18 protein-coding genes are annotated in these 20,875 nt (G+C 45.6%); 6 read left to right on the forward strand and 12 right to left on the reverse strand.

From position 1 onward, the window contains the following. Positions 1 to 22: 22 nt before the first annotated feature. The 8 genes from M1D98_RS19200 to iolA form a co-directional block, all read right to left on the reverse strand. Entirely contained in the window at positions 23 to 892 is an 870-nt protein-coding gene (locus tag M1D98_RS19200) for a sugar phosphate isomerase/epimerase family protein (RefSeq protein WP_039074975.1), read from the reverse strand. A 20-nt stretch (positions 893 to 912) separates the two neighbouring features. Then, positions 913 to 1,947 carry a bifunctional inositol 2-dehydrogenase/D-chiro-inositol 1-dehydrogenase gene (gene iolG / locus M1D98_RS19205; RefSeq protein WP_121643677.1) on the reverse strand — a complete coding sequence of 345 codons (1,035 nt, stop codon included), beginning with the start codon at positions 1,945 to 1,947 and terminating at the stop codon, positions 913 to 915. A gap of 22 nt (positions 1,948 to 1,969) precedes the next feature. After that, positions 1,970 to 3,286: an MFS transporter gene (locus M1D98_RS19210; RefSeq protein ID WP_435576394.1), complete on the reverse strand. Its 1,317-nt coding sequence runs from the start codon at positions 3,284 to 3,286 to the stop codon at positions 1,970 to 1,972. Positions 3,287 to 3,300: 14 nt separating this feature from the next. Then, the gene (iolE, locus tag M1D98_RS19215; RefSeq protein WP_456279869.1) at positions 3,301 to 4,194 is read right to left on the reverse strand and encodes a myo-inosose-2 dehydratase; all 894 of its coding nucleotides are present in this window, start codon (positions 4,192 to 4,194) and stop codon (positions 3,301 to 3,303) included. 15 nt (positions 4,195 to 4,209) lie between these two features. Next, on the reverse strand, positions 4,210 to 6,123 hold the full coding sequence (gene iolD, locus M1D98_RS19220; protein WP_456279870.1) for a 3D-(3,5/4)-trihydroxycyclohexane-1,2-dione acylhydrolase (decyclizing): 1,914 nt from the start codon (positions 6,121 to 6,123) through the stop codon (positions 4,210 to 4,212). 32 nt (positions 6,124 to 6,155) lie between these two features. Beyond that, on the reverse strand, positions 6,156 to 7,133 hold the full coding sequence (iolC, locus tag M1D98_RS19225; protein WP_268538604.1) for a 5-dehydro-2-deoxygluconokinase: 978 nt from the start codon (positions 7,131 to 7,133) through the stop codon (positions 6,156 to 6,158). A gap of 23 nt (positions 7,134 to 7,156) precedes the next feature. Then, complete coding sequence (gene iolB, locus M1D98_RS19230; RefSeq protein ID WP_121641569.1) at positions 7,157 to 7,972, reverse strand: 5-deoxy-glucuronate isomerase; 816 nt, start codon at positions 7,970 to 7,972, stop codon at positions 7,157 to 7,159. A gap of 74 nt (positions 7,973 to 8,046) precedes the next feature. Beyond that, on the reverse strand, positions 8,047 to 9,510 hold the full coding sequence (gene iolA / locus M1D98_RS19235; protein WP_121641570.1) for a methylmalonate-semialdehyde dehydrogenase: 1,464 nt from the start codon (positions 9,508 to 9,510) through the stop codon (positions 8,047 to 8,049). 417 nt (positions 9,511 to 9,927) lie between these two features. Here iolA and iolR point away from each other — a divergent pair, with 417 nt between their 5' ends. The 3 genes from iolR (at position 9,928) to M1D98_RS19250 (ending at position 12,222) form a co-directional block, all read left to right on the forward strand. Next, entirely contained in the window at positions 9,928 to 10,683 is a 756-nt protein-coding gene (iolR, locus tag M1D98_RS19240; protein ID WP_121641571.1) for a myo-inositol utilization transcriptional regulator IolR, read from the forward strand. Between the two features lie 54 nt (positions 10,684 to 10,737). Continuing rightward, positions 10,738 to 11,670, forward strand: a complete 933-nt coding sequence (locus tag M1D98_RS19245) for an aldo/keto reductase (protein WP_268538607.1) — start codon at positions 10,738 to 10,740, stop codon at positions 11,668 to 11,670. Between the two features lie 237 nt (positions 11,671 to 11,907). Then, entirely contained in the window at positions 11,908 to 12,222 is a 315-nt protein-coding gene (locus tag M1D98_RS19250) for a DUF2628 domain-containing protein (RefSeq protein WP_121641573.1), read from the forward strand. Positions 12,223 to 12,326: 104 nt separating this feature from the next. Here M1D98_RS19250 and M1D98_RS19255 read toward each other — a convergent pair whose 3' ends face one another. Next, complete coding sequence (locus tag M1D98_RS19255; RefSeq protein ID WP_435576396.1) at positions 12,327 to 12,656, reverse strand: hypothetical protein; 330 nt, start codon at positions 12,654 to 12,656, stop codon at positions 12,327 to 12,329. A 155-nt stretch (positions 12,657 to 12,811) separates the two neighbouring features. Between M1D98_RS19255 and M1D98_RS19260 the strand changes: the two genes are divergently transcribed. Continuing rightward, positions 12,812 to 14,197, forward strand: a complete 1,386-nt coding sequence (locus M1D98_RS19260) for a sugar porter family MFS transporter (RefSeq protein WP_268538609.1) — start codon at positions 12,812 to 12,814, stop codon at positions 14,195 to 14,197. Between the two features lie 37 nt (positions 14,198 to 14,234). Here M1D98_RS19260 and htpG read toward each other — a convergent pair whose 3' ends face one another. Together htpG and M1D98_RS19270 are read right to left on the reverse strand one after the other, a co-directional pair. Further along, positions 14,235 to 16,115 carry a molecular chaperone HtpG gene (gene htpG / locus M1D98_RS19265; protein WP_456279872.1) on the reverse strand — a complete coding sequence of 627 codons (1,881 nt, stop codon included), beginning with the start codon at positions 16,113 to 16,115 and terminating at the stop codon, positions 14,235 to 14,237. A gap of 164 nt (positions 16,116 to 16,279) precedes the next feature. Next, complete coding sequence (locus M1D98_RS19270) at positions 16,280 to 16,534, reverse strand: hypothetical protein (RefSeq protein ID WP_121641579.1); 255 nt, start codon at positions 16,532 to 16,534, stop codon at positions 16,280 to 16,282. A gap of 117 nt (positions 16,535 to 16,651) precedes the next feature. Between M1D98_RS19270 and M1D98_RS19275 the strand changes: the two genes are divergently transcribed. Beyond that, positions 16,652 to 17,473: an SDR family oxidoreductase gene (locus M1D98_RS19275; protein WP_129550901.1), complete on the forward strand. Its 822-nt coding sequence runs from the start codon at positions 16,652 to 16,654 to the stop codon at positions 17,471 to 17,473. 703 nt (positions 17,474 to 18,176) lie between these two features. Here M1D98_RS19275 and M1D98_RS19280 read toward each other — a convergent pair. Continuing rightward, positions 18,177 to 19,319, reverse strand: coding sequence for a TetR/AcrR family transcriptional regulator (locus M1D98_RS19280; protein WP_435576398.1), 1,143 nt, complete (start codon positions 19,317 to 19,319; stop codon positions 18,177 to 18,179). A gap of 141 nt (positions 19,320 to 19,460) precedes the next feature. Between M1D98_RS19280 and M1D98_RS19285 the strand changes: the two genes are divergently transcribed. Then, on the forward strand, positions 19,461 to 20,798 hold the full coding sequence (locus M1D98_RS19285) for an aldehyde dehydrogenase family protein (RefSeq protein WP_435576399.1): 1,338 nt from the start codon (positions 19,461 to 19,463) through the stop codon (positions 20,796 to 20,798). Positions 20,799 to 20,875 lie beyond the last annotated feature (77 nt).

A 20,875-nucleotide genomic window follows, 5' to 3' on the forward strand; every position in this document is an offset into this window, starting at 1 on the left:
CCCGCCGAACTCCATGCTCAGCTTATGCCAGACCTAATTCTTCTTTCATTTTTTGAAGCATAAAACGGCTTGATTCATCCGCTCTTTTGTCAACCCAAGCAAATACGGCGTTGGTCGCAATTCCATCGAACTTCATTTCTCTCATCTTTCTGAAAATCGTATCAAAATCAACTTCGCCTTGGCCAATGTCTAAATGCTGATGGACCGTTACTTTGGCGTCAGGCGGGTTGACGATATAGCGCAGGCCATGAGCCGCTTTGTGATTATAGGTATCTGCAAATAAAACATGTGTAAGGCGGTCGCCGGCTTCGTCAAACATGGTCTCGATGTCGCCTTTGCCGTCATCATAGAAGAACGTATGCGCAGTCGAGTAGACAAGATTGATCCAATCCTTGTCTAGCGCGCGGATCATATCCATTGCGCCTTTGTGGGTTTCGATAAAATCGTATGGATGGGCTTGAAGATTGAGTTTAACGCCTTCTTTTTCAAAGACTGGCAGAAGCTCATCCATCGATTTGATAAATTTTTCTTCACTTGTTAAAGGATCATATTTTGAACCGCTGAATTCACTGTTCATCAAATCCACTTCAAGTTCAACCGCAATTTCGATCGCCCTTTTCCAATTGCGCACCGCAGCCTGGCGACGATCTTCATCAGGACCCGCCCAGTGGTAAAGAGGGAGGAGAGATGAAAGCTTAACACCTGTATCCTTTAAAAGCCGCTTTAATTGTTTGATTTTTGCTGAATCGACCTTCGGATATTTATAGAATGGACAAAAATCCTCGCGAGGCGACAGCTCAATATATTCATAGCCAAGCTCCGCCGTTTTATATACCATTTCCTCCAACGTTAAATCATCACGATACATCGATGGATCCAATGCTAATTTCATATTTTCACTCCTCTATTATTTTAGTTTTCAACTGTTGTATAAGATTGATAGAATTCAGGCTTTTCCTTCAAATCAACTTTTTCTTTTTGTCCGGATTCCTGGGCTTTTACACACGCGTCAGTCGTAACAGCGGCAATATAGCCGTCCCACGCCGTCGGTCCGCTAACCTCGCCTTTCTTTTGAATCGAATCAATGAAGTCTTGAATTTCCACATCGTACGCAGCCACAAAGCGTCTCTGCCAATCCATCAGAATATCCGTGCTGAATTTCCCTTCTTTTCTCAAGCTGATGCTTGATGGTTCAGGGAGCTTGATGATACCGTCTTCTCCGACGATTTCACATTGAATGTCATAGCCGTATTTACAGTTCACATAGATTTCTGCATTGATGACGATGCCGCCTTTTGTTTCAATGACTACGATTTGCGGATCTTTTAAATGCGGAAGCGCATTTTTCGATTTTTTCGGATAGATGACTTGAACGGACTCGTAGTCATCATTGACGAGCCAGTGCAGCACATCAATTTCATGAACAAGCGTATCAACAACGGCCATATCCGTTGTGTAATTTTCGGCAACACTTGGGTTGCGGTGCGCGCAGTGAATCATAAGCGGCTCACCGATAACGTGGTTATCGAGCGCTTCCTTCAGCTGTACGTAACCGCTGTCATAACGGCGCATGAAACCGACTTGAACAAGGCGTTTGCCCACTTTGATTTCCTCTTCGACGATACGCATGCATCCTTCAGCCGTTGTCGCGAGCGGTTTTTCACAGAACACGTATTTTTGGGCTTTGATCGCTTTCAATACGCTCGATTCATGCGCAGGGCCCCAGCTTGTCACTAAGACAGCGTCTACATTTTCGTCTGCAAGCAGGCTGTCATCGTTCGGATAAACCGACGCGTTTAATTGGTATTGCTCAACGACCTTTTGTGCAGCCTCTTGATTCACATCCGTTACAGCAACGATTTCCGCGCCGGACAGCTTGTTCGTGATCCGGTTAATATGTTCTCTTCCGATTGCTCCAGTTCCAATTACGCCAATACGTAAACTCATTGACAGCCACTCCTTCTGTTGGTTACATGATTTTGCTTTCTGTTCCTTGCTTTACCTGGCTCCGATGAGAGCCGTAGAGTTCCTCTTGAATTTCTTCAAGCGACTTGCCAGACGTATTCGGCGCGTAGAGAAGCCCGATGATCATACTGGCCGTCACACATCCGAGAAGAATTGCAGCCATTGTTCCAATGCCGAAATTGGTCATAACCATTGGGACAAACAAGCTCCAAATCCCTATTGAAATACGGACGAGGAAAAACATCAGCCCTTGTGCAGATGCACGATACTGCGTGGGAAAGATTTCACTGGCCCATAACTGATAGTTTGCTTGCTGCCCGGCTCCGTTATTGATGCCGATCACAACAATAAACAGGAGCAGAATCGGCAGGCCCTCAACCGGCAGCAGAAACAGTGTCCATCCAATCACCGCCATAAAGGCCGCGATTCCAAATACAGTTTTTCTATACTTGTCAGCAAAGGGCATGAAGATCAAGGCGACCCCTAACCCTGTGAAGATAAACAGCCCCATTTGCAAAAGATTTGCCGTAGTGGGCGATACACCGCCGACCTGCTGATAAATGTATGGCATAAAGAAGCCCATCACGCCGGCTGCTAGATTCCAAACCAGAAACACACCCATTAAAAACAGTATGTTTTTCAGATACATCGGCTTGAGCAAATCAAAATACGATGTTTTGTTCAGTACGACAGGCTTCCCTGCCTGCGAATGTCCCGGCTGTGTTTTTGGCTGCCAGGCATCTGACTCCGGAAGCCTGATTCTCAGCACGTACGTGATCAGCGCGATGACAAGCAGATGGGCAAATACAATTTTATTGCCCAGAAGGCCTAAATCACCGACCAGTACGGAGAGAAGCAGCACAACCACAGCCCCCGCGGCCCAGGCGACTTGTGCGACGCCGCAATGCCGGGCCCGATTTTTCTTTGGCGCATTTTCTGCGATAATTGTCCATGATGCGGTAATGTCGGCTCCTACTGATAAACCGATAATCATGTAACCGCTTAACAACATGGGGAAATTAGCCCCGAACAGAACCAAACAAATCCCTAGCGCATAAACAAGCATGCTATTGGTATAAACAGCCTTCCGTCCGATTTTATCTGCCAGAAACCCGCCTAACAAAGCGCCGACAGCGGCTGAAATTGCATTTGCGCTTAGCGCGCCGAGGAGCCCGATCTGTGTATCAGATAACTTGAGGTAACTGACCCATAACGATAAACCAGCAGATCCAGCTACTATGGAACCCGCGTCAATATAGTTGGCCAATGCCGCTGCGATTGTCCGTTTATTGAAGGCTGAATCCGCTTTGGTATGTCCCATATATTCAGTCCCCATTAAGCCAGATCCAACAACTGCTTATCAATATAGTTTCTTGCGATTAATGCATACTCAAGCGGGTTTGCGACATCGGGGTCCTGTTCAGCTTCAACGACAATCCATCCGGAATAATTGTTCTTTAACAGCAGCTGATATACGTCTCTAAAATCAATGCACCCATCGCCGGGGACCGTAAACATGCCTTTTAAAAATGATTGCCGAAACGATTCCCCTCCGAGTCTGCATTGTTCCATGACATTCAGGCGGGCATCTTTAAAATGCACATGCTTAATGCGTCCGATATGCTTCTCAAGCATTCCCATGTAGTCACCGTCAGAAATATACGCATGCCCTGTATCATAAAGGAGGTGTACATGCGCGGGGTTTGTTCCTTCCATCAGCCGGTCGACTTCTTCTGCCGTTTGGACACCAGTGCCAAGGTGATGGTGATAGACGAGCTTTAAGCCATGCTTGTCGGCAATTTTGCCAAGGTGATTCAGCCCTTCGCAAAGCCGTTCCCATTCATTATCCGTAAAGTGCGGCTTCTCTTTGAAGACGTTTTTCTCTAAGCCTTGTACGCTGTGAGTTTGTTCAGAAACGACAGCGACGTCCGCGTTTACTTTCTGTAAATACTCACAATGCAGGGTAAATGCTTTTGCCGCTTCACCAAGTCCATCACGCAAGATAAAACTGCTGAACCATTTTCCTGCGATTCTTAAGTTTCGAAGTTTCAGCTCTTTGTTCAGGATGGCAGGTTCGGGGAAAAAGCCCCCGACTTCCGTGCCTTGAAAACGTGCGACAACAATATCACTTAACAAATGCTGCAGTGTATTTCCCGCTCCGATTTCAGGAATATCATCATTCCGCCACCCTATTGGAGCAATGCCCCACAGAATCTTATCTTTGCCCATCGATGAGCCTCCCCCCTAATACTGCTTCGCAGAATTCAGCATTTTCTCTTTTGCTTCGTATGCCTTCTGAACACTTTCTTGTTCAGACACTTCTGCCACGCCGACATGCCACCAGCTGTCATAGCCGTCCGTCATTGTTTTTGGCAGAACCTTCATTTCAATTAACGTTGATACGTCCTGTTTCTTCGCATCCTCTAACGCCGCTTTTAACTCCTCTACTGTGTTTGCACGGTAGGTTTTCGCGCCGTATCCCTCCGCAACTTTTGCGTAATCAACATTCAAAATTTGGTTGTCATCTGTGCGGAACTCGCAATAGTAGCTGCCGCTGCCATGATCCATTTGCAAGTTGTTGATACATCCAAAACCAGAGTTATCAAAGAGCAGCACATTGATTTTCTTGTTGTACTGAATCGCCGTAATCAGCTCGGAGTGAAGCATTAGAAAGCTGCCGTCTCCGACAATGGAATACACCTCTCTGTCAGGGTGGGCCAGTTTCAGGCCCAGTGTCCCGGACACTTCATAGCCCATGCAGGAATACCCGTATTCCAGATGATACGTATTCGGAACATTAGAATGCCACAGGCGCTGCAAATCTCCTGGAAGGGAGCCTGCTGAACAGATGATCACGCTGTCTTCTGGAATCGTCTCGTTGATGGTCAGCAATGCCGTTGTTTGCGGAAGCTCTGTATTCAACGCGTCAGCGTATTCATTTAGAACCTCTTGAGAAAAATGATGTTTGATTTCCGGATCAAACGCTTTCCGTTTAAACGTCACTTTGCTGAGGCGTTCGCGTTCAGCGAGCCATTCGTCCTTCAGCTCCTTGATCGTTGAGCCGAATTCACTCTTATAGCCTTCAAGCAGACCGTGCAGTTTGCCAAGCGTCACTTTCGCATCCGCTACCACTTGGAACGCATCGAGTTTATACGCCTGCATTCGGCTGACATTGATGTTCAGGAACTTCGCTTTATCAAAATCAAAAGCGGTCTTAGAGGATGTCGCAAAATCCGTGTATCTTGTGCCGATACCGATAATCAAATCAGCTTGGCGGGCCGCTTTATTTGCCGCAAGTGTACCTGTGATGCCCATTCCGCCGAGGTTGTTCGCAAAATCAGCTTCAACGGTCGACTTTCCTGCCTGCGTTTCAACTAACGGAATGTGATACGCTTCAGAAATGGCGACCAATTCATCGCGCGCACCGGAGTATTTTGCGCCTCCGCCGACGAGGATCACAGGATGCTTGCTGGCTTTGATCAGCTCCGCCGCACCTTGAAGCTCGCGCTCGCTCGGCTGCATGCGATCAATATAGTGAACCCGTTTGACGAAGAAACTTTCATCAAAGTCGTACGCTTCCCCTTCAACATCCTGAGAAATACAAATCGTTGCCGGACCTGCTTTTGCTGGATCAGTCATGACTTCAAACGCGCGCAGCAAACTGCTCATCAGCTGCTCAGGGCGCGTAATGCGGTCCCAGTATCTCGATACAGGTTTCAATGCATCGTTTGTTGTAATCGCCGCACTGTATTCTTGCTCCATTTGCTGCAGTACAGGGTCTGGCTGTCTTGTCGCAAATGTATCTGCCGGAATTAAGAGAACCGGGATATTGTTTGCCAATGCGGTGCCGGCCGCCGCCACTAAGTTGGCCGCTCCCGGTCCGACGGATGTAGAGACCGCATATATTTTTCTTCTCAGCATTTGCTTGCTGTACGCCATTGCGGCATGCGCCATTCCTTGTTCATTTTTCCCTTGATAAACTTTCAAATGGCCTGCATCCTGCTCAAGCGCCTGCCCGATCCCCAGTACGTTTCCATGACCGAAAATCGTGAAAATCCCTTCAACGAAAGGCTCTTCCCTTCCATCTACATGGATGTACTGCTGGTTTAAGAATTTAATCAGCGCTTGTGCTGTTGTTAAGCGAATTTTCTGACCCACAAACGATCCCACCTTTACTCGATCTTTTTCAATTATGACTGTGCTTCAATAAGCTGTACGATTTCTTCCGCAGTCGGCATCGCTTCTGACGAACTGTGCTTGCTCACCACAATGGAGGCTGAAGCGCTGCCGTATTTCAATGCCGTTTCGATATCTTTTCCGCTGACAAGGCCATAGATGAAGGCTGATGCATAAGAATCACCGGCTCCAAAGGTTTTCAGCACTTTTGTCTTGTACGCTTGGGCGCGGAATACCTCGCCGGATTTGTTGTATGCGTAAGAGCCTTCGACGCCGTGTTTGATGACAACGAGGTCGGCTGAATGCTCAAATAAATGGTTGACGGATTCCTCATTGCTTCCGCCTGTGCGGTTTTCCATTACATCAAATTCATCGCGTGTGCCGATGACGACATCAGACTGCTCGGCGACCAAAGAATAGTAAACGGCTGTTTCATCAGCTGACTGCCACGTATACGGGCGGTAATCCAGCTCGAACACCACTTTGACCTGATGCTTTTTCGCGTATTGAACAGCTTTTAACACCGCTTCCCGTGACGGGCTTTTGGCGAGCGCTGTACCGGAAACAAGCAGCATTTTCGCATTTGCGATATAGTCCTCGCTTACCTCTGAAGGCTCAAGATAAAGATCCGCCACATCATCGCGATACATTAAGATGCTGCATTCTTCTGGGCTGAGGATTTCTGTAAATGCAAGGCCCGCTTTATGGCCATCTTGATCCACAATCATTTGTGTTGTATCAACACCGGTATTTCTCATATAGGACTCTATGAATCTTCCATGCTGGTCATCTGGAATTTTGCCGATGAAGCCCGCTTTTAAGCCAAGCTTCGCGCTGCCGATCGCGATATTCGCAGGTGAACCGCCGACGTATTTCGAAAACGTCATCGTTTCTTCCATTGGGCGGTTGTATTCCACTGCGTTCAAATCAATACATGCCCGGCCGATGGCAACAATATCAAAAGCCTTCTCTTCATTGAATATATACTTCATCGTAAACAGCCACTCCTCACTTGTTAGCGTTCTAAAATCCACTCATGCGCCGGGTCGTTATGAAACTTCCATTTCCGCGTCGGCCCTGCCATGACATTTAAATAGTAGGATGTATATCCGTCCGGAACGCCTACCGGGTGGTATCCCGCAGGAACAATGACAACGTTTTCATTTTCCGCGGTCATTGTCTCGTCAATGGAGCGGTCATCTGTGTATACACGCTGAAACACAAAGCCCTGTCCCGGATCTACCTCATGATAGTACGTTTCTTCTAAGAAAGATTCTTCCGGCAAGTTGTCTTGGTCATGTTTATGTGGCGGATAGCTGGACCAGTTGCCGCTGTCCGTATAGACTTCAACTACTAAAAGGCTGTTAGCTGAAGGATTGGAGTCCGGAAGAATGTTGTGAACAGTACGTTTGTTTGAAAACTTCCCGCGATGCTCAATTCCGGTGTCTTCCGCTTTGATCAGCTTGGTCGGAAGCTGGTTTTCCGACGGTGAATAGCACAGCGCCACTCTTGCGTCGCTGACCGCTGTGATCTCAAATGAACGGTCATTAGAAATATAGACGCTGTCTGTCGGTTTCCGTTCGAATACGCTTTCACGTGTGCCGATATTCTCAAAGGTCGACTCATGATCGCTCACAGTGATTTTCCCCGTAACCGCTACAATACAGACTTCCTGTTTTTCCAACTCTTCTGCATAACTGGAACCGGAATCGAGATCTACCACTTTAAACTCTACATAGGTGAGATCAGAATTGGATTTCGTTACTTCGTGCACCAGCTTGACCCCATTCGAGCCTTCATTCGACTGCGGCTTACGCAATAAATAACTCATAGTGAAGCCCTCCTCTTTCTATTGTAAGAATGAGCCCGAACAGCGCACATGGACGCCGTTCGGCTGTTCGTCATTTAGTTGAAATCAGGTGCTGGATATCTTGCCGTTACCACTTTTTTACGCGTATAGAAGTCGACGCTGTCTTTTCCGTTCGCATGCAGCGTTCCAAAGAATGAAGACTTCCAGCCTGAGAATGGGAAGAACGCCATTGGAGCCGGCACACCCAGGTTGATCCCGAGCATTCCCGCATCGATGTTTTCACGGAAGTAGCGGATTGCGTTTGAGTTGGAAGTGAACAGGCAGGCACCGTTCGCAAACTCAGACTTATTGGCAATTTCGATCGCTTCTTTCAGGTTTTTCACGCGGATAACCGATAAGACCGGAGCAAAAATTTCATCTTTCCAAATCGTCATCTCTGTCGTGACATTGTCAAAGATCGTCGGGCCGACAAAGTAGCCTTCGTCAGACACATTTTCACGTCCGTCACATACGAGTCTCGCGCCTTCTTCCAAACCTTTTTCGATATAGCTGAGTGTGCGTTTCTTGTTGTCTTCGCGAATAACCGGTCCTAAGAATACGCCGTCATCAAGGCCGTTTCCGATGTTAATGTCAGCCACTTTTTCCTGAAGCTTCGCCATAAATTCATCAGCGATCCCTTCTTCAACCGTTACAACCGCACAAGCCATGCAGCGTTCACCGGCAGAACCAAAGGCTGCTCCGATGATGTTTGTGATCGTATCATCGAGATTCGCATCGTTCAGGACAATCGTATGGTTCTTCGCTCCTGTCAAAGATTGAACGCGTTTTAAGTTTTCGCTTCCTTTTTTGTAGACGTATTCGCCGACCGGCTTGGAGCCTACGAATGAAATCGCTTTAATTTCAGGATGCTCGAGGATGCCGTTCACCACGTCATGCGCACCGTATACGACGTTGAATACCCCTTTCGGAAGGCCCGCTTTTTCAAACAGCTCAACCAATTTCTCTGTTAACAGCGGCGTCCGCTCAGATGGTTTTAAAATAAATGTGTTTCCGAGTGCGATTGCCATTGGGAACATCCAGCAAGGAACCATCATCGGGAAGTTGAATGGCGCGATTCCGCCGACTACTCCGATTGGGTAGCGGTAGTTTGCCGCTTCAACGTCCGTTGCGATGGAAGCAAGCGAGTCGCCCATCATCAGGGAAGGCGCTCCAGCCGCGAACTCAACGTTTTCAATTCCGCGTCCCACTTCTCCCAGCGCTTCTTTTGTGTTCTTGCCATTTTCAATGGTAATCAAATGAGCAAGTTCTTCTCTATGCTGAGAAAGCAACTGCTGGAAGTTAAATAGAATTCTGGCACGGCGCGGAACCGCCACTTTTGACCATGTTTGGAATGCCTCAGCCGCTTTTTGCGCAGCGTACTCAATATCCTCTTTTGTAGAGATCGGCACTTGGCAAAGCACTTCTTTCGTTGCCGGATTCACAACGTCTTCGTATTGATCTGTTTTGCTTTCAACCCATTCACCGTTGATATAGTTTTTTAATTTTCTGATTTCTGCCATTCTTATTGCCTCCTTCATTAGTAAACACATACACTTGTATGGATGGTTCAGGATAGATTCATATCAATATCCACTGTTTCAGCAAGCCAAGAATTAAACGCTTTCATAAAAACCAAAAAAATAAATGGCGATGCAATGTTAGATACAAGCAACCATTTCATGCAAATCAGGTTACTTTTTGGTCATTTCTTGGTTATATTCTAATCGCATAATACCCATAAGTCAATCATAAACACTAAATTTTTTCATTATTTTTATGATACTAATCTTTTAACTACTAAATAGAGTAACGAGAAGCCCGTCGAATCTTGCAAAAGATATACACCAATGTTATCATTTTTTAACCAACTATTGATCAACTCTTGGGTTTTATTATATATTTATGTTACGTAAAGATTCAAGAAGGAGTTTATTTATATGAAACTGATGCGGATTCAGGAAATGGAGGAGTACATTTTATCGCATGGCACTGTTTCCTTAGATGAGCTGTGCCAAGTGTTTAATGTCTCTAAAAACACAGTCAGACGTGATATCAACAAGCTAACGGAAAAGGGTGCGATTGAAAAAGTATACGGCGGCGTAACATCTATTGAAAAAACCGCATTGGTTCCTTTTGAAAATCGCACCATTCAGCATCAAGATGAAAAAACAAAAATCGCCCATTATGCTTCACGTTTTATTGAAGATCATGATTTAATCTTCATTGATTCAGGAACAACAACAAAGTCTATTCTCGATACGCTTGATCCTTCCAAAAATGTCACCATTCTAACCAACAGTTTGGACATTATCAATGCGGCATCAGCTTTAAAGAATATCAACTTAATCATTATCGGAAACAACTATAAGAGAAAAACGCGCTCCTTTGTCGGCATGGACGACCCGGCTATGCTTGATAAGTACAATATCAACAAAGCGTTTATGTCCGCAACCGGAACAACGCTGACACACGGTTTGACGAATTCGGATCTGCTGGAGTACGAAATTAAAAAAAGGATTTCGGAAAAAGCAAAAGAAGTGTATTTATTGGCTGACCATTCTAAATTCGGAACATCAACGCTTTTGACGTATGCGCCGTTTGACAGGCTACATTGCATTGTGACATCCCAGCCATTAGATGACGAGTACACACAGTACTGCAATGAGCACCAAATCGGCATTCATCTGGCCTAAAACGTTACAATGATGTTGAGAGTCTTTGATCCATTTTATTCTAGGAGGCAGATCATGAAAAAAGCTACGCTCGGAAAATCAGACTTGCAGGTATTCCCTATCGGATTAGGAACAAATGCTGTCGGAGGACATAACCTCTACCCGAACCTGAATGAAGAAACCGGAAAAGAATTGGTGCGCGAGGCGATCCGTAATGGCGTGACCATGTTAGACACCGCTTACATTTATGGGATTGGCCGTTCCGAAGAATTAATTGGTGAAGTGCTAAGCGAATTCAAACGTGAAGATGTGGTCATCGCGACGAAAGCGGCACACAGAAAACAAGGAAATGACTTTGTCTTTGATAATTCACCAGAATTCCTTAAGAAATCAGTTGATGAAAGCCTGAAGCGTTTGAATACGGATTATATCGATTTGTTCTACATTCACTTCCCGGACGAACATACGCCGAAAGATGAAGCGGTCAACGCGCTGAATGAGATGAAGCAGGCCGGAAAAATCCGCTCCATCGGTGTATCCAACTTCTCTTTAGAGCAGCTGAAAGAAGCTAACAGAGACGGCTTGGTAGATGTCTTGCAAGGCGAATACAACCTGTTAAACCGTGAAGCGGAAAAGACATTCTTCCCGTATACGAAGGAGCATAATATTTCATTTATCCCTTACTTCCCGCTCGTATCAGGATTACTGGCAGGAAAGTATACAGAAGATACAGCGTTCCCTGAAGGAGACCTGCGAAACGAACAGGAACAATTCAAGGGCGAGCGTTTCAAAGAAAATATCAGAAAGGTCAACAAGCTTGCGCCAATTGCCAAAAAGCACAACGTTGACATCCCGCACATCGTATTGGCTTGGTATTTGGCAAGACCGGAAATTGATATTTTAATCCCAGGAGCAAAACGCGCCGATCAGCTGGTTGATAACATCAAAACAGCCGACGTCACGCTTTCTCAAGAAGATATTTCATTTATTGATAAGCTGTTCTCATAATAAATAAACCCGCCTTCACGTTTAAAGGCGGGTTTATTTTATTATTAATTTCCATATTTAAACTGAAATGGATTTACACAATCGTTTTTTTCATTTTTTAAAAATTGAAGTTACTTTTTCCCTAAAGTCATAGTATGATAGGAATTGTTGAGCAGAAAATGCACATTGCAATCTTTCTATTGTCTTATTTTTTTGATTCTGCTTACAACTATCATCTTAGAGAAGAGGTTGAATACGATGAAGGTTTTGCTGAAAAATGAAGGCGGACTGACAAAGGAAGTAAAAGTCGGATTTAGCTGGACGACTTTCTTCTTCGGGTTTTTCCCTGCGTTATTCCGCGGTGATTTAAAATGGGCTGCCATCATGTTTATTATTTCTGTCGTTCTTGGCTCATTTACGTTAGGAATCGGCGGCTGGGTCAGCGGCATTGTTTTCTCATTTATTTATAACAAGCTCTACATAAAAGAACTCATTGAAAAGGGATACCGCCCGGCAAACGAAGAATCCCAAGCGATTTTAGAAAGAAATCAAATCGTTACACCTGCAGCATAAGAATGAAAACCTTACTCCATGAGGAGTAAGGTTTTTTCATGCCGGTTCCTCATCGAAGAACAAGCCAAAACGATTTCACATATGACAATCACAAGAACATCTCTCTATGCTGTTGTAAACCACGTATATAAATAAGCTGTCGTCCCTTCATATCCAAACACTAAAAACAAATTCCATTCATCATAGATGACGACATGTCTGCTTTCATCTGTAAACAGCCGCTCATCAAGTTGAATGCCTTTATGGCCAAAAGCAAGGATTCGCTGTAAAACAGAAACTCCATCGATTTCCGAAAAGGCCCCATGCTCTATCACCGGTTCCAGTATTTTGGTGATTACAGCATCTCTGTTTTTCTCTACCGCCGCTCTGTTCCATTCCCAGCCTTCTTCTGCATACGCTTCCCTCTCCATCAATAAACGAAAGACGTCTTCCACCGATCTCTTCTCTGATCGTTCAGCTGTTAAGTAAAAAACAAATGATAATGTTCAAAACAAATGTTTCAAATCAGATAGGAAAAGGGTACTCATTTATTAACTTTGTTAAACATATATGAGGTGCTTATTGGCTCAACAACTGAGGGGGAACATTTGTGAAGAAAGACATAAGGAAATATATGATCTACTTTTTCGGCGCTTTAGGAGGGCTGCTTTACGGTTACGATACGGGCGTCATCTCTGGAGCGCTGCTGTTTATCAACAACGACATTCCCCTAACGACATTGACCGAGGGACTGGTCGTCAGTATGCTGCTTCTTGGCGCGATTTTCGGATCTGCTTTAAGCGGCACATGCTCAGATCGCTGGGGCAGGAGAAAAGTTGTATTTGTCCTTTCCATCATTTTCATTATTGGCGCGCTCGCTTGCGCGTTATCTCAAACGATCGGCATGCTGATTGCGTCTCGGGTGGTTCTCGGGTTGGCCGTCGGCGGTTCAACGGCGCTTGTACCCGTGTACCTGTCAGAAATGGCACCAACGAAAATTCGCGGGACACTCGGTACAATGAACAACTTAATGGTTGTTACCGGTATTTTATTAGCGTATATCGTAAACTATCTGTTCACGCCATTTGAAGCGTGGCGCTGGATGGTAGGGCTGGCAGCCGTTCCTGCCGTACTTTTATTAATCGGGATCGCATTTATGCCTGAATCACCAAGATGGCTCGTGAAACGCGGGCGTGAAGATGAAGCGAGACGGATCATGAACATCACTCATGATCCCAAGAATATTGAAATGGAATTGGCGGAGATGAAGCAAGGGGAAGCAGAGAAAAAAGAAACGACACTCGGCTTACTGAAAGCAAAATGGATTCGCCCCATGCTTTTGATTGGCGTCGGTCTTGCCATTTTCCAGCAGGCCGTCGGCATTAACACGGTCATCTACTACGCGCCGACTATCTTTACGAAGGCCGGTCTCGGCACATCGGCATCAGTACTCGGCACAATGGGGATCGGCGTCCTCAACGTCATCATGTGTATCGCCGCCATGATCTTAATTGACCGTGTCGGGCGCAAGAAGCTCCTGATCTGGGGAAGCGTCGGCATTACACTGAGCTTGGCCGCACTAGCAGCTGTGCTCCTGACACTGGGTCTCTCTACATCAACAGCGTGGCTGACTGTCGTGTTTCTCGGCGTCTATATCGTGTTTTACCAGGCAACATGGGGACCGGTTGTATGGGTTCTGATGCCTGAGCTCTTCCCATCCAAAGTGCGCGGGGCCGCAACAGGCTTTACAACATTGGTCTTATCAGCAACCAACCTGATCGTGTCGCTCGTCTTCCCGCTGATGCTCAGCGCCATGGGCATCGCATGGGTCTTTACCATTTTTTCAGTGATCTGCCTGCTATCGTTTTTCTTCGCCTTCTACATGGTTCCTGAAACCAAAGGGAAAAGCTTGGAGGAAATTGAAGCCAGCCTGAAACAACGGTTTAAAAAGAAGAACAGCACGCAAAGCCAAGTGCTGAATGAGCGTACATTATAAAAAAAGGAATCGTCCCAGAGGGCGATTCCTTTCTTAGTTACACCATAACCTTGCAAATGTTGTTCGTAAATTCCACTGGATCCTGAATCGGCAGGCCTTCGATGAGAAGCGCCTGATTATACAGAAGGTTTGTGTACAGGCTCAGCTTCTCTTTATCTTGTTCAAACGCGTCTTGCAGCGTATTGAACACCTCGTGATTCGGGTTGATTTCCAGCACTTTTTCCGCCTGTACATTTTGGCTGTCCGGCATCGCGTTTAACACCTTTTCCATCTCGATTGTCACTTCGCCGTCCGCAGCAAGGCAGACCGGATGTGATTTGAGGCGTTTTGAGATTTTGACGTTTTTCACTTTGTCTGACAATATACTTTTCATTTCCTCAAACAGATCCTTGTACTTGCTTTCCTCTTCCTCGGACTGCTTTTGATCCTCCTCCGTGTCGATGCCAAGGTCTCCGCTCGATACGGATTTGAATTCTTTTTCCTGATAAGATGCCAGCATTTTAATCGCAAACTCATCGATGTCCTCAGTGAAGTAGAGGATTTCATAGCCTTTGTCCGCTACCATTTCCGTTTGCGGCAATTTCTCAATGCGATCGTAGGAATCACCGGTCGCGTAATAAATGTATGTCTGTTCCTCAGGCATTCTCGATACGTACTCATCTAGGCTGACCAGTTTTTTCTCTTTCGAAGAGTAGAATAATAAGAGGTCTTTCAATTGATCTTTATTCGCTCCAAAATCATTATACACGCCGAATTTCAGCTGTCTGCCGAATGATTTGTAGAATGTCTCGTATTTCTCACGGTCTTTTTTGAGCAGGCTTTGCAGCTCGCTTTTGATTTTTTTGCTGATGTTTTTCGCGATCAGCTTCAGCTGGCGATCATGCTGCAGCATTTCCCTGGAAATGTTCAGTGACAGATCCTCAGAATCGACCATCCCCTTCACGAAGCTGAAGTGGTCTGGAAGCAGGTCCGCGCATTTGTTCATGATCAGCACGCCATTGGAATACAGCTCCAAGCCTTTCTCATATTCCTTGGAATAATAGTCAAACGGCATGTTTTCAGGGATAAATAGAATCGCGTTGTAGCGAACGGCGCCGTCCACACTGATATGAACGTGTGAGAGCGGTTTATCAAATCCGTAATGCTTTTCAGCATAGAATTTTTCATAGTCCTCATCTGTCAGCTCGCTTTTGTTTTTTCTCCAGATCGGCACCATGCTGTTGACGGTCTGTTCTTCCTGCACCTCTTCAAATTCATTCTCGCTGTCTTCCTTCGGCTTATTAATGGTTGTATCCATTTTGATCGGATAGCGAATGAAATCGGAGTACTTTTTGATGATTGCTTTTAAACGGTATTCCTCCAAAAACTCGTCATAGCTGTCATCTTCTGTGTTCTCTTTGATTTTCAGGATGATGTCTGTACCGATACAATCCTTTTCACACGGTTCAATCGTGTAGCCGTCTGCACCCGCTGACTCCCATTTATACGCCTCTTCGCTGCCGAGCGCCTTACTGATGACCGTCACGACATCGGCAACCATAAACGCCGCGTAAAAACCGACACCGAATTGGCCGATAATGTCATGGCCGTCTTTCAGCTCGTTTTCCTTTTTAAACGCAAGGGAACCGCTTTTCGCAATTGTGCCGAGATGCTGCTCAAGCTCGTCCTTCGTCATCCCGATTCCTGTATCGGATATCGTTAATGTTCTCGCATCTTTGTCAGCCGCGACCTTTATGTAGTAACTGTCTTTATCAAACGTAAGCGCATCGTCTGTCAGCGCTTTGTAATAGATTTTGTCAATCGCATCACTCGAATTGGAGATTAACTCACGCAGGAAAATTTCTTTTTGAGTATAAATGGAGTTAATCATCATATCCAGCAGTCGTTTGGACTCTGCTTTAAACTCTTTTTTTGCCACTCTAGATCGCTCCTTTTTGATATGTAGTTGTGTTAGGTAAACTCTTTTCAGCATCTATTTATCATATACGATGACAATTGTCAATTAGATTGCCAGATGCATATATATGTAAATTTAACATGATTTAGCAGCACTTTCACTATTTATTGTCAAAAAAAGAGAGGTCATAACCCTCTCTTTTTTGCTGCGCCATTCCAGCGGCCAAACTCCCGCTTCATCCATATATGCACCGGATAGAAAAACAAACCGAACGGTATCAGAAACAATAGATTATGCCATGAAGCATTCAGAAATGCGCTTGCTGTAACTGGAAACGTAATCTCTTTGAATAGAAAAGAGATGACAGTCAGCACAACAAACGCAGACGGAATTGTGATGAAGCAATAAAACTTGAGCTCCTTCTTATGCTGTACTTTCAAAACATATAAACCTCCCAACAATTTCTAACCCATTCTAACATATGTTGGCAGTTGTTTTCCCGCATGTTTATCACTGCACAGAGCGGGAAGACAAATAAAAAAAGGAGGACTCGTATCATGGGAAGACTGGAAAACAAAACCGCAGTCATCACAGGCGCCGCGACAGGCATTGGGCAAGCGACGGCAAAGGTTTTTGCCAATGAAGGCGCGCGTGTGATAATCGGAGACATCAATGCAGATCAAATGGAAGAAACAGTTGAAGCGATCAGACAAGAGGGAGGACAGGCGGACGCCTTTCTCCTTGATGTGTCAGATGAAAACAGCGTGAAAGCATTTGCTGATCAAATCAAAGACACCTGCGGTACAATTGATATTCTGTTTAATAACGCCGGGGTTGACCAGGAAGGCGGAAAAGTGCACGAATATCCCGTTGACCTGTTTGACCGCATTATCGCCGTCGATCTGCGCGGCACGTTCCTTTGCAGCAAATACCTGATTCCGCTCATGCTCGAAAAAGGAGGCTCCATCATCAATACATCCTCCATGTCAGGCCGGGCCGCTGACCTCGACCGCTCTGGCTACAACGCGGCAAAAGGCGGCATCACCAACCTGACAAGAGCGATGGCAATTGATTACGCAAGAGACGGCATCCGCGTCAATTCCATCTCACCGGGAACGATCGAAACCCCGTTGATTGACAAATTAGCAGGCACCAAGGAACAGGAAATGGGCGAAACATTCCGCGAAGCCAACAAATGGATCACGCCGCTCGGCCGTCTCGGCCAGCCGAAGGAAATGGCAACGGTGGCGCTGTTCCTCGCTTCTGACGACAGCTCATACGTCACAGGCGAAGACATCACCGCAGACGGCGGCATCATGGCGTACACATGGCCTGGGAAGATGCTGATTGATGAGAAGTGGAAGGAAGAAACGAAATAAACATAGTCTGCGCATTATCAATGATCAAATATCAATCATAAAAGGGAGCTTTCCTTAATCACTAGGATAAGCTCCCTCTTCATCATTCCTCAATCTTTTTTCGCTCTCCTGCAGAAAAAAACAGACTGCCTTACTCTATATATTTTACATATTGTCGATCCTATCCTACAATGGATTTAGAATTTATTGGGAGTTGTTAGAATGAAATTGCTATTTATCTATATCATTTTAGGAGGCTTCACTAGCATTTCTCTTTCTTGCCTTTTTGATTTAGGTATTTTTAATCTTGCTTTATATCTTATCTATTTTAACTTTGCACTTTTTTTATATAGGCGAGCTAAAAGCCCCGAAACTTCAAATTAATACTAAAATAAAATCTTGCAGGATAAAATGTGGAGGCAGCTATTGAATGTTTAAAACATCACATTTTCCATATAAAAAGGTACGTCATTTATGTCTGAAAACAAACTATTATTTCTCATTTTGTCATTTTCTTCTATCCTTCACTCGCTCAATTCAATTTTAGACCCTACTGCAAGCTGGACATCTTGGTTGGTGAACATTGCTCTATTTCTTTTGGCCCTTCTCTTTTTAAAGTACACCTTGAAGGAAAAGAAAGAAATGCAAAAGACCAAGCCAAGTGACACAACGACACAGAGCCCGGACTGAGTATCCGGGCGAATGTATATCCAGTTCGATTCGTTTACAGCAATACAACCTTATACTTCTTCACATCCAAAAACTGCAAAAATTCCCTCGCCAGCACTTCCGGCGCATGCGCCCTTCCTTCATCAAGCCGATACAAAATCAGCCCGATAATCATCGCGGATACATAATAGGCGTGAAGTTTTTTCTCTGCATGAATGTCAGTCTGCTGATGCAGGTAAAACGATTCCAGCGCTTTGAACATATCGCTTATCACATGGGGTACGCCCCTGTCCCGATTGAGAAAATGGACAATAGGCATGTTTGATAAAGCAGAAAACAAGCTGGCAAGCGCCTCCTCCGCTTCCTCTAAGGAAAGCCCGCTCGGACTGGAGGCAATCGTCAGGTGGTCTATGATCTCCGCGCATGATTGCTGAATCATAGTTTGCAGCAATTCCTCTTTACTGGCATAGTGATCATAAAAGGTTGCGCGGCGGAGGTTGCTTTTACGGGCAATATCCGAAATCGTGATGGCTGCGTAATCTTTTTTCTCCGCCAATACGTCCAGCAAAGCCTTCTGCAGCGCCTCTCTCGTTCGCACCACCCGCCTGTCGATTTGCTTGTTCTCCTGCCGCTCCCCTGCCACAGCCTGTCCAAACAGCCAATAAAACCGCTTCTGAGAAACGAACTCCCATACCTTTTGGCTGATCGCTTCTGGAGTCGCGCCCGCATCTTCATTCAGCCAATACCGAATAATCGCGTAAGTGTACAAAGCCCGGTAATGTCCGTAAATGTCCCGTTCGATCGGCGTGAAGTTCACATGGATCGGAGCGAGCAGGATATCCTGCTGAAACACATCCTTAAAAAAACGATGAACATGTTCTCTGTTCATCATCGTACGAAAAAAGGATCGATGCTCGTGAACAAAGGACAGGGTCGGATGCACCGTTTGCCGTTTTTTGTTCAAATGGAGGGTATCCATATGCTTGAAAGCCTCATAAAGCGCTTGACCCAGCCCCTCCTTCATGTCTTCAATCACGTCCTCAATGATTGAAAACTTATCTTCATAATAAAGGTAGAGCGTCCCGCGGCTCACTTTGGCCTTCTCGGCAATTTCTTTCATTGTAATCTGTTGAATATCTTTTACTTCCAGTAGAGACAGCAGCGCCTTTTTGATTTGAGCCTCAGCAGATTCCGGCAAAGAGACACCTCCGATCATTAGACAGATGATTTATATATGTACGGTAACGTATAGATGGTTCACCGTTGTCTTTCTTACAGAAAAGGTACCACTTTATAATAGGTCCGAGAATAGAAGAAAGCAAATGAGGGGGATTTTACAATGGAACAGCAAGTTAAAGACGACATTCAGCGTGTCTTTCAGCTTCAGAAAAAACAGCAAAAAGCATTGCGCGCTTCAACAGCGGAACAGCGCAGAGAAAAGCTTCAGCGCTTTTTAGATTCTGTCATCGCCCATGAGGAAGACATCATCGAAGCGATCCGCAAAGACGTCCGCAAACCATATCACGAGGTCAAAAAAGCGGAAATCGAAGGAACAAAAAAAGCGATTAGAGATAATATGAACAATCTGGAGAAATGGATGGCACCTAAAGAAGTCGGTTCATCGTTAAGCCCCGAGGCGAATGGGATTCTCCTGTACGAGCCAAAAGGCGTCACACTCATCCTCGGACCGTGGAACTATCCGTTTATGCTGACGATGGCGCCGCTGGCTGCTTCGATTGCAGCCGGAAACAGCGCGATAGTGAAGCTGTCTGATTTTACGATGAACACAAGCAACATAGCCGCAAAAGTCATTCGAGACGCTTTTGACGAAAAAGAAGTCGCGATTTTTGAAGGAGAGGTTGAGGTGGCAACCGAGCTACTGGAGCAGCCGTTCGACCATATTTTCTTCACTGGGAGCACAAATGTCGGAAAAATCGTCATGACAGCGGCTGCCAAACACTTGGCATCTGTCACACTTGAGCTTGGCGGCAAGAGCCCGACAATCATTGACAGTGAATACGATCTCATGGACGCAGCGAAAAAGATCGCCGTCGGAAAATTTGTAAACGCCGGCCAAACCTGCATCGCACCTGATTATTTGTTCATTAAAAAAGACGTGCAAGACAAGTTCGCAGGGATTTTACAAACAATCGTCAACGCGGGATTTATGGAGGATGATCGTAACCCAGACCGCAGCAAATTCACGCAGATCGTCAATGACCGCAACTTCAACCGCGTCAAAGACCTGTTCGACGACGCCATTGAAAAAGGGGCGGAAGTCGTCTTCGGCGGCGTCTTTGATGCCAGCGACCGCACGATCTCGCCGTCCGTTTTGAAAAACGTCACGCCTGACATGAAAATCATGCAGGAGGAAATCTTCGCACCAATCCTGCCGATGATGAACTATGAAGACATCGACGAGGTGATCGATTACGTAAATGACCGCGATAAACCGCTTGCGCTTTATGTATTCAGCCACAACCAAGACCTGATCGACAACGTCCTTCAGCACACGACTTCAGGCAACGCAGCCATCAACGATGTTGTCGTTCACTTCAGCGACGTCAACCTGCCATTCGGCGGCATCAACACCAGCGGTATCGGCTCCTATCATGGGGTATACGGATTCAAAGCATTTTCTCATGAGAAAGGTGTATTGATTCAAGCTGTTAAATAATGATGTGAAGAGAATCTGCATGATCTTGCAGATTCTTTTTTATCACCCTATTAACCTAAATAAAAAAAGGAAAATAG

The sequence above is a fragment of the Bacillus sp. K7 genome, from assembly GCF_053903245.1.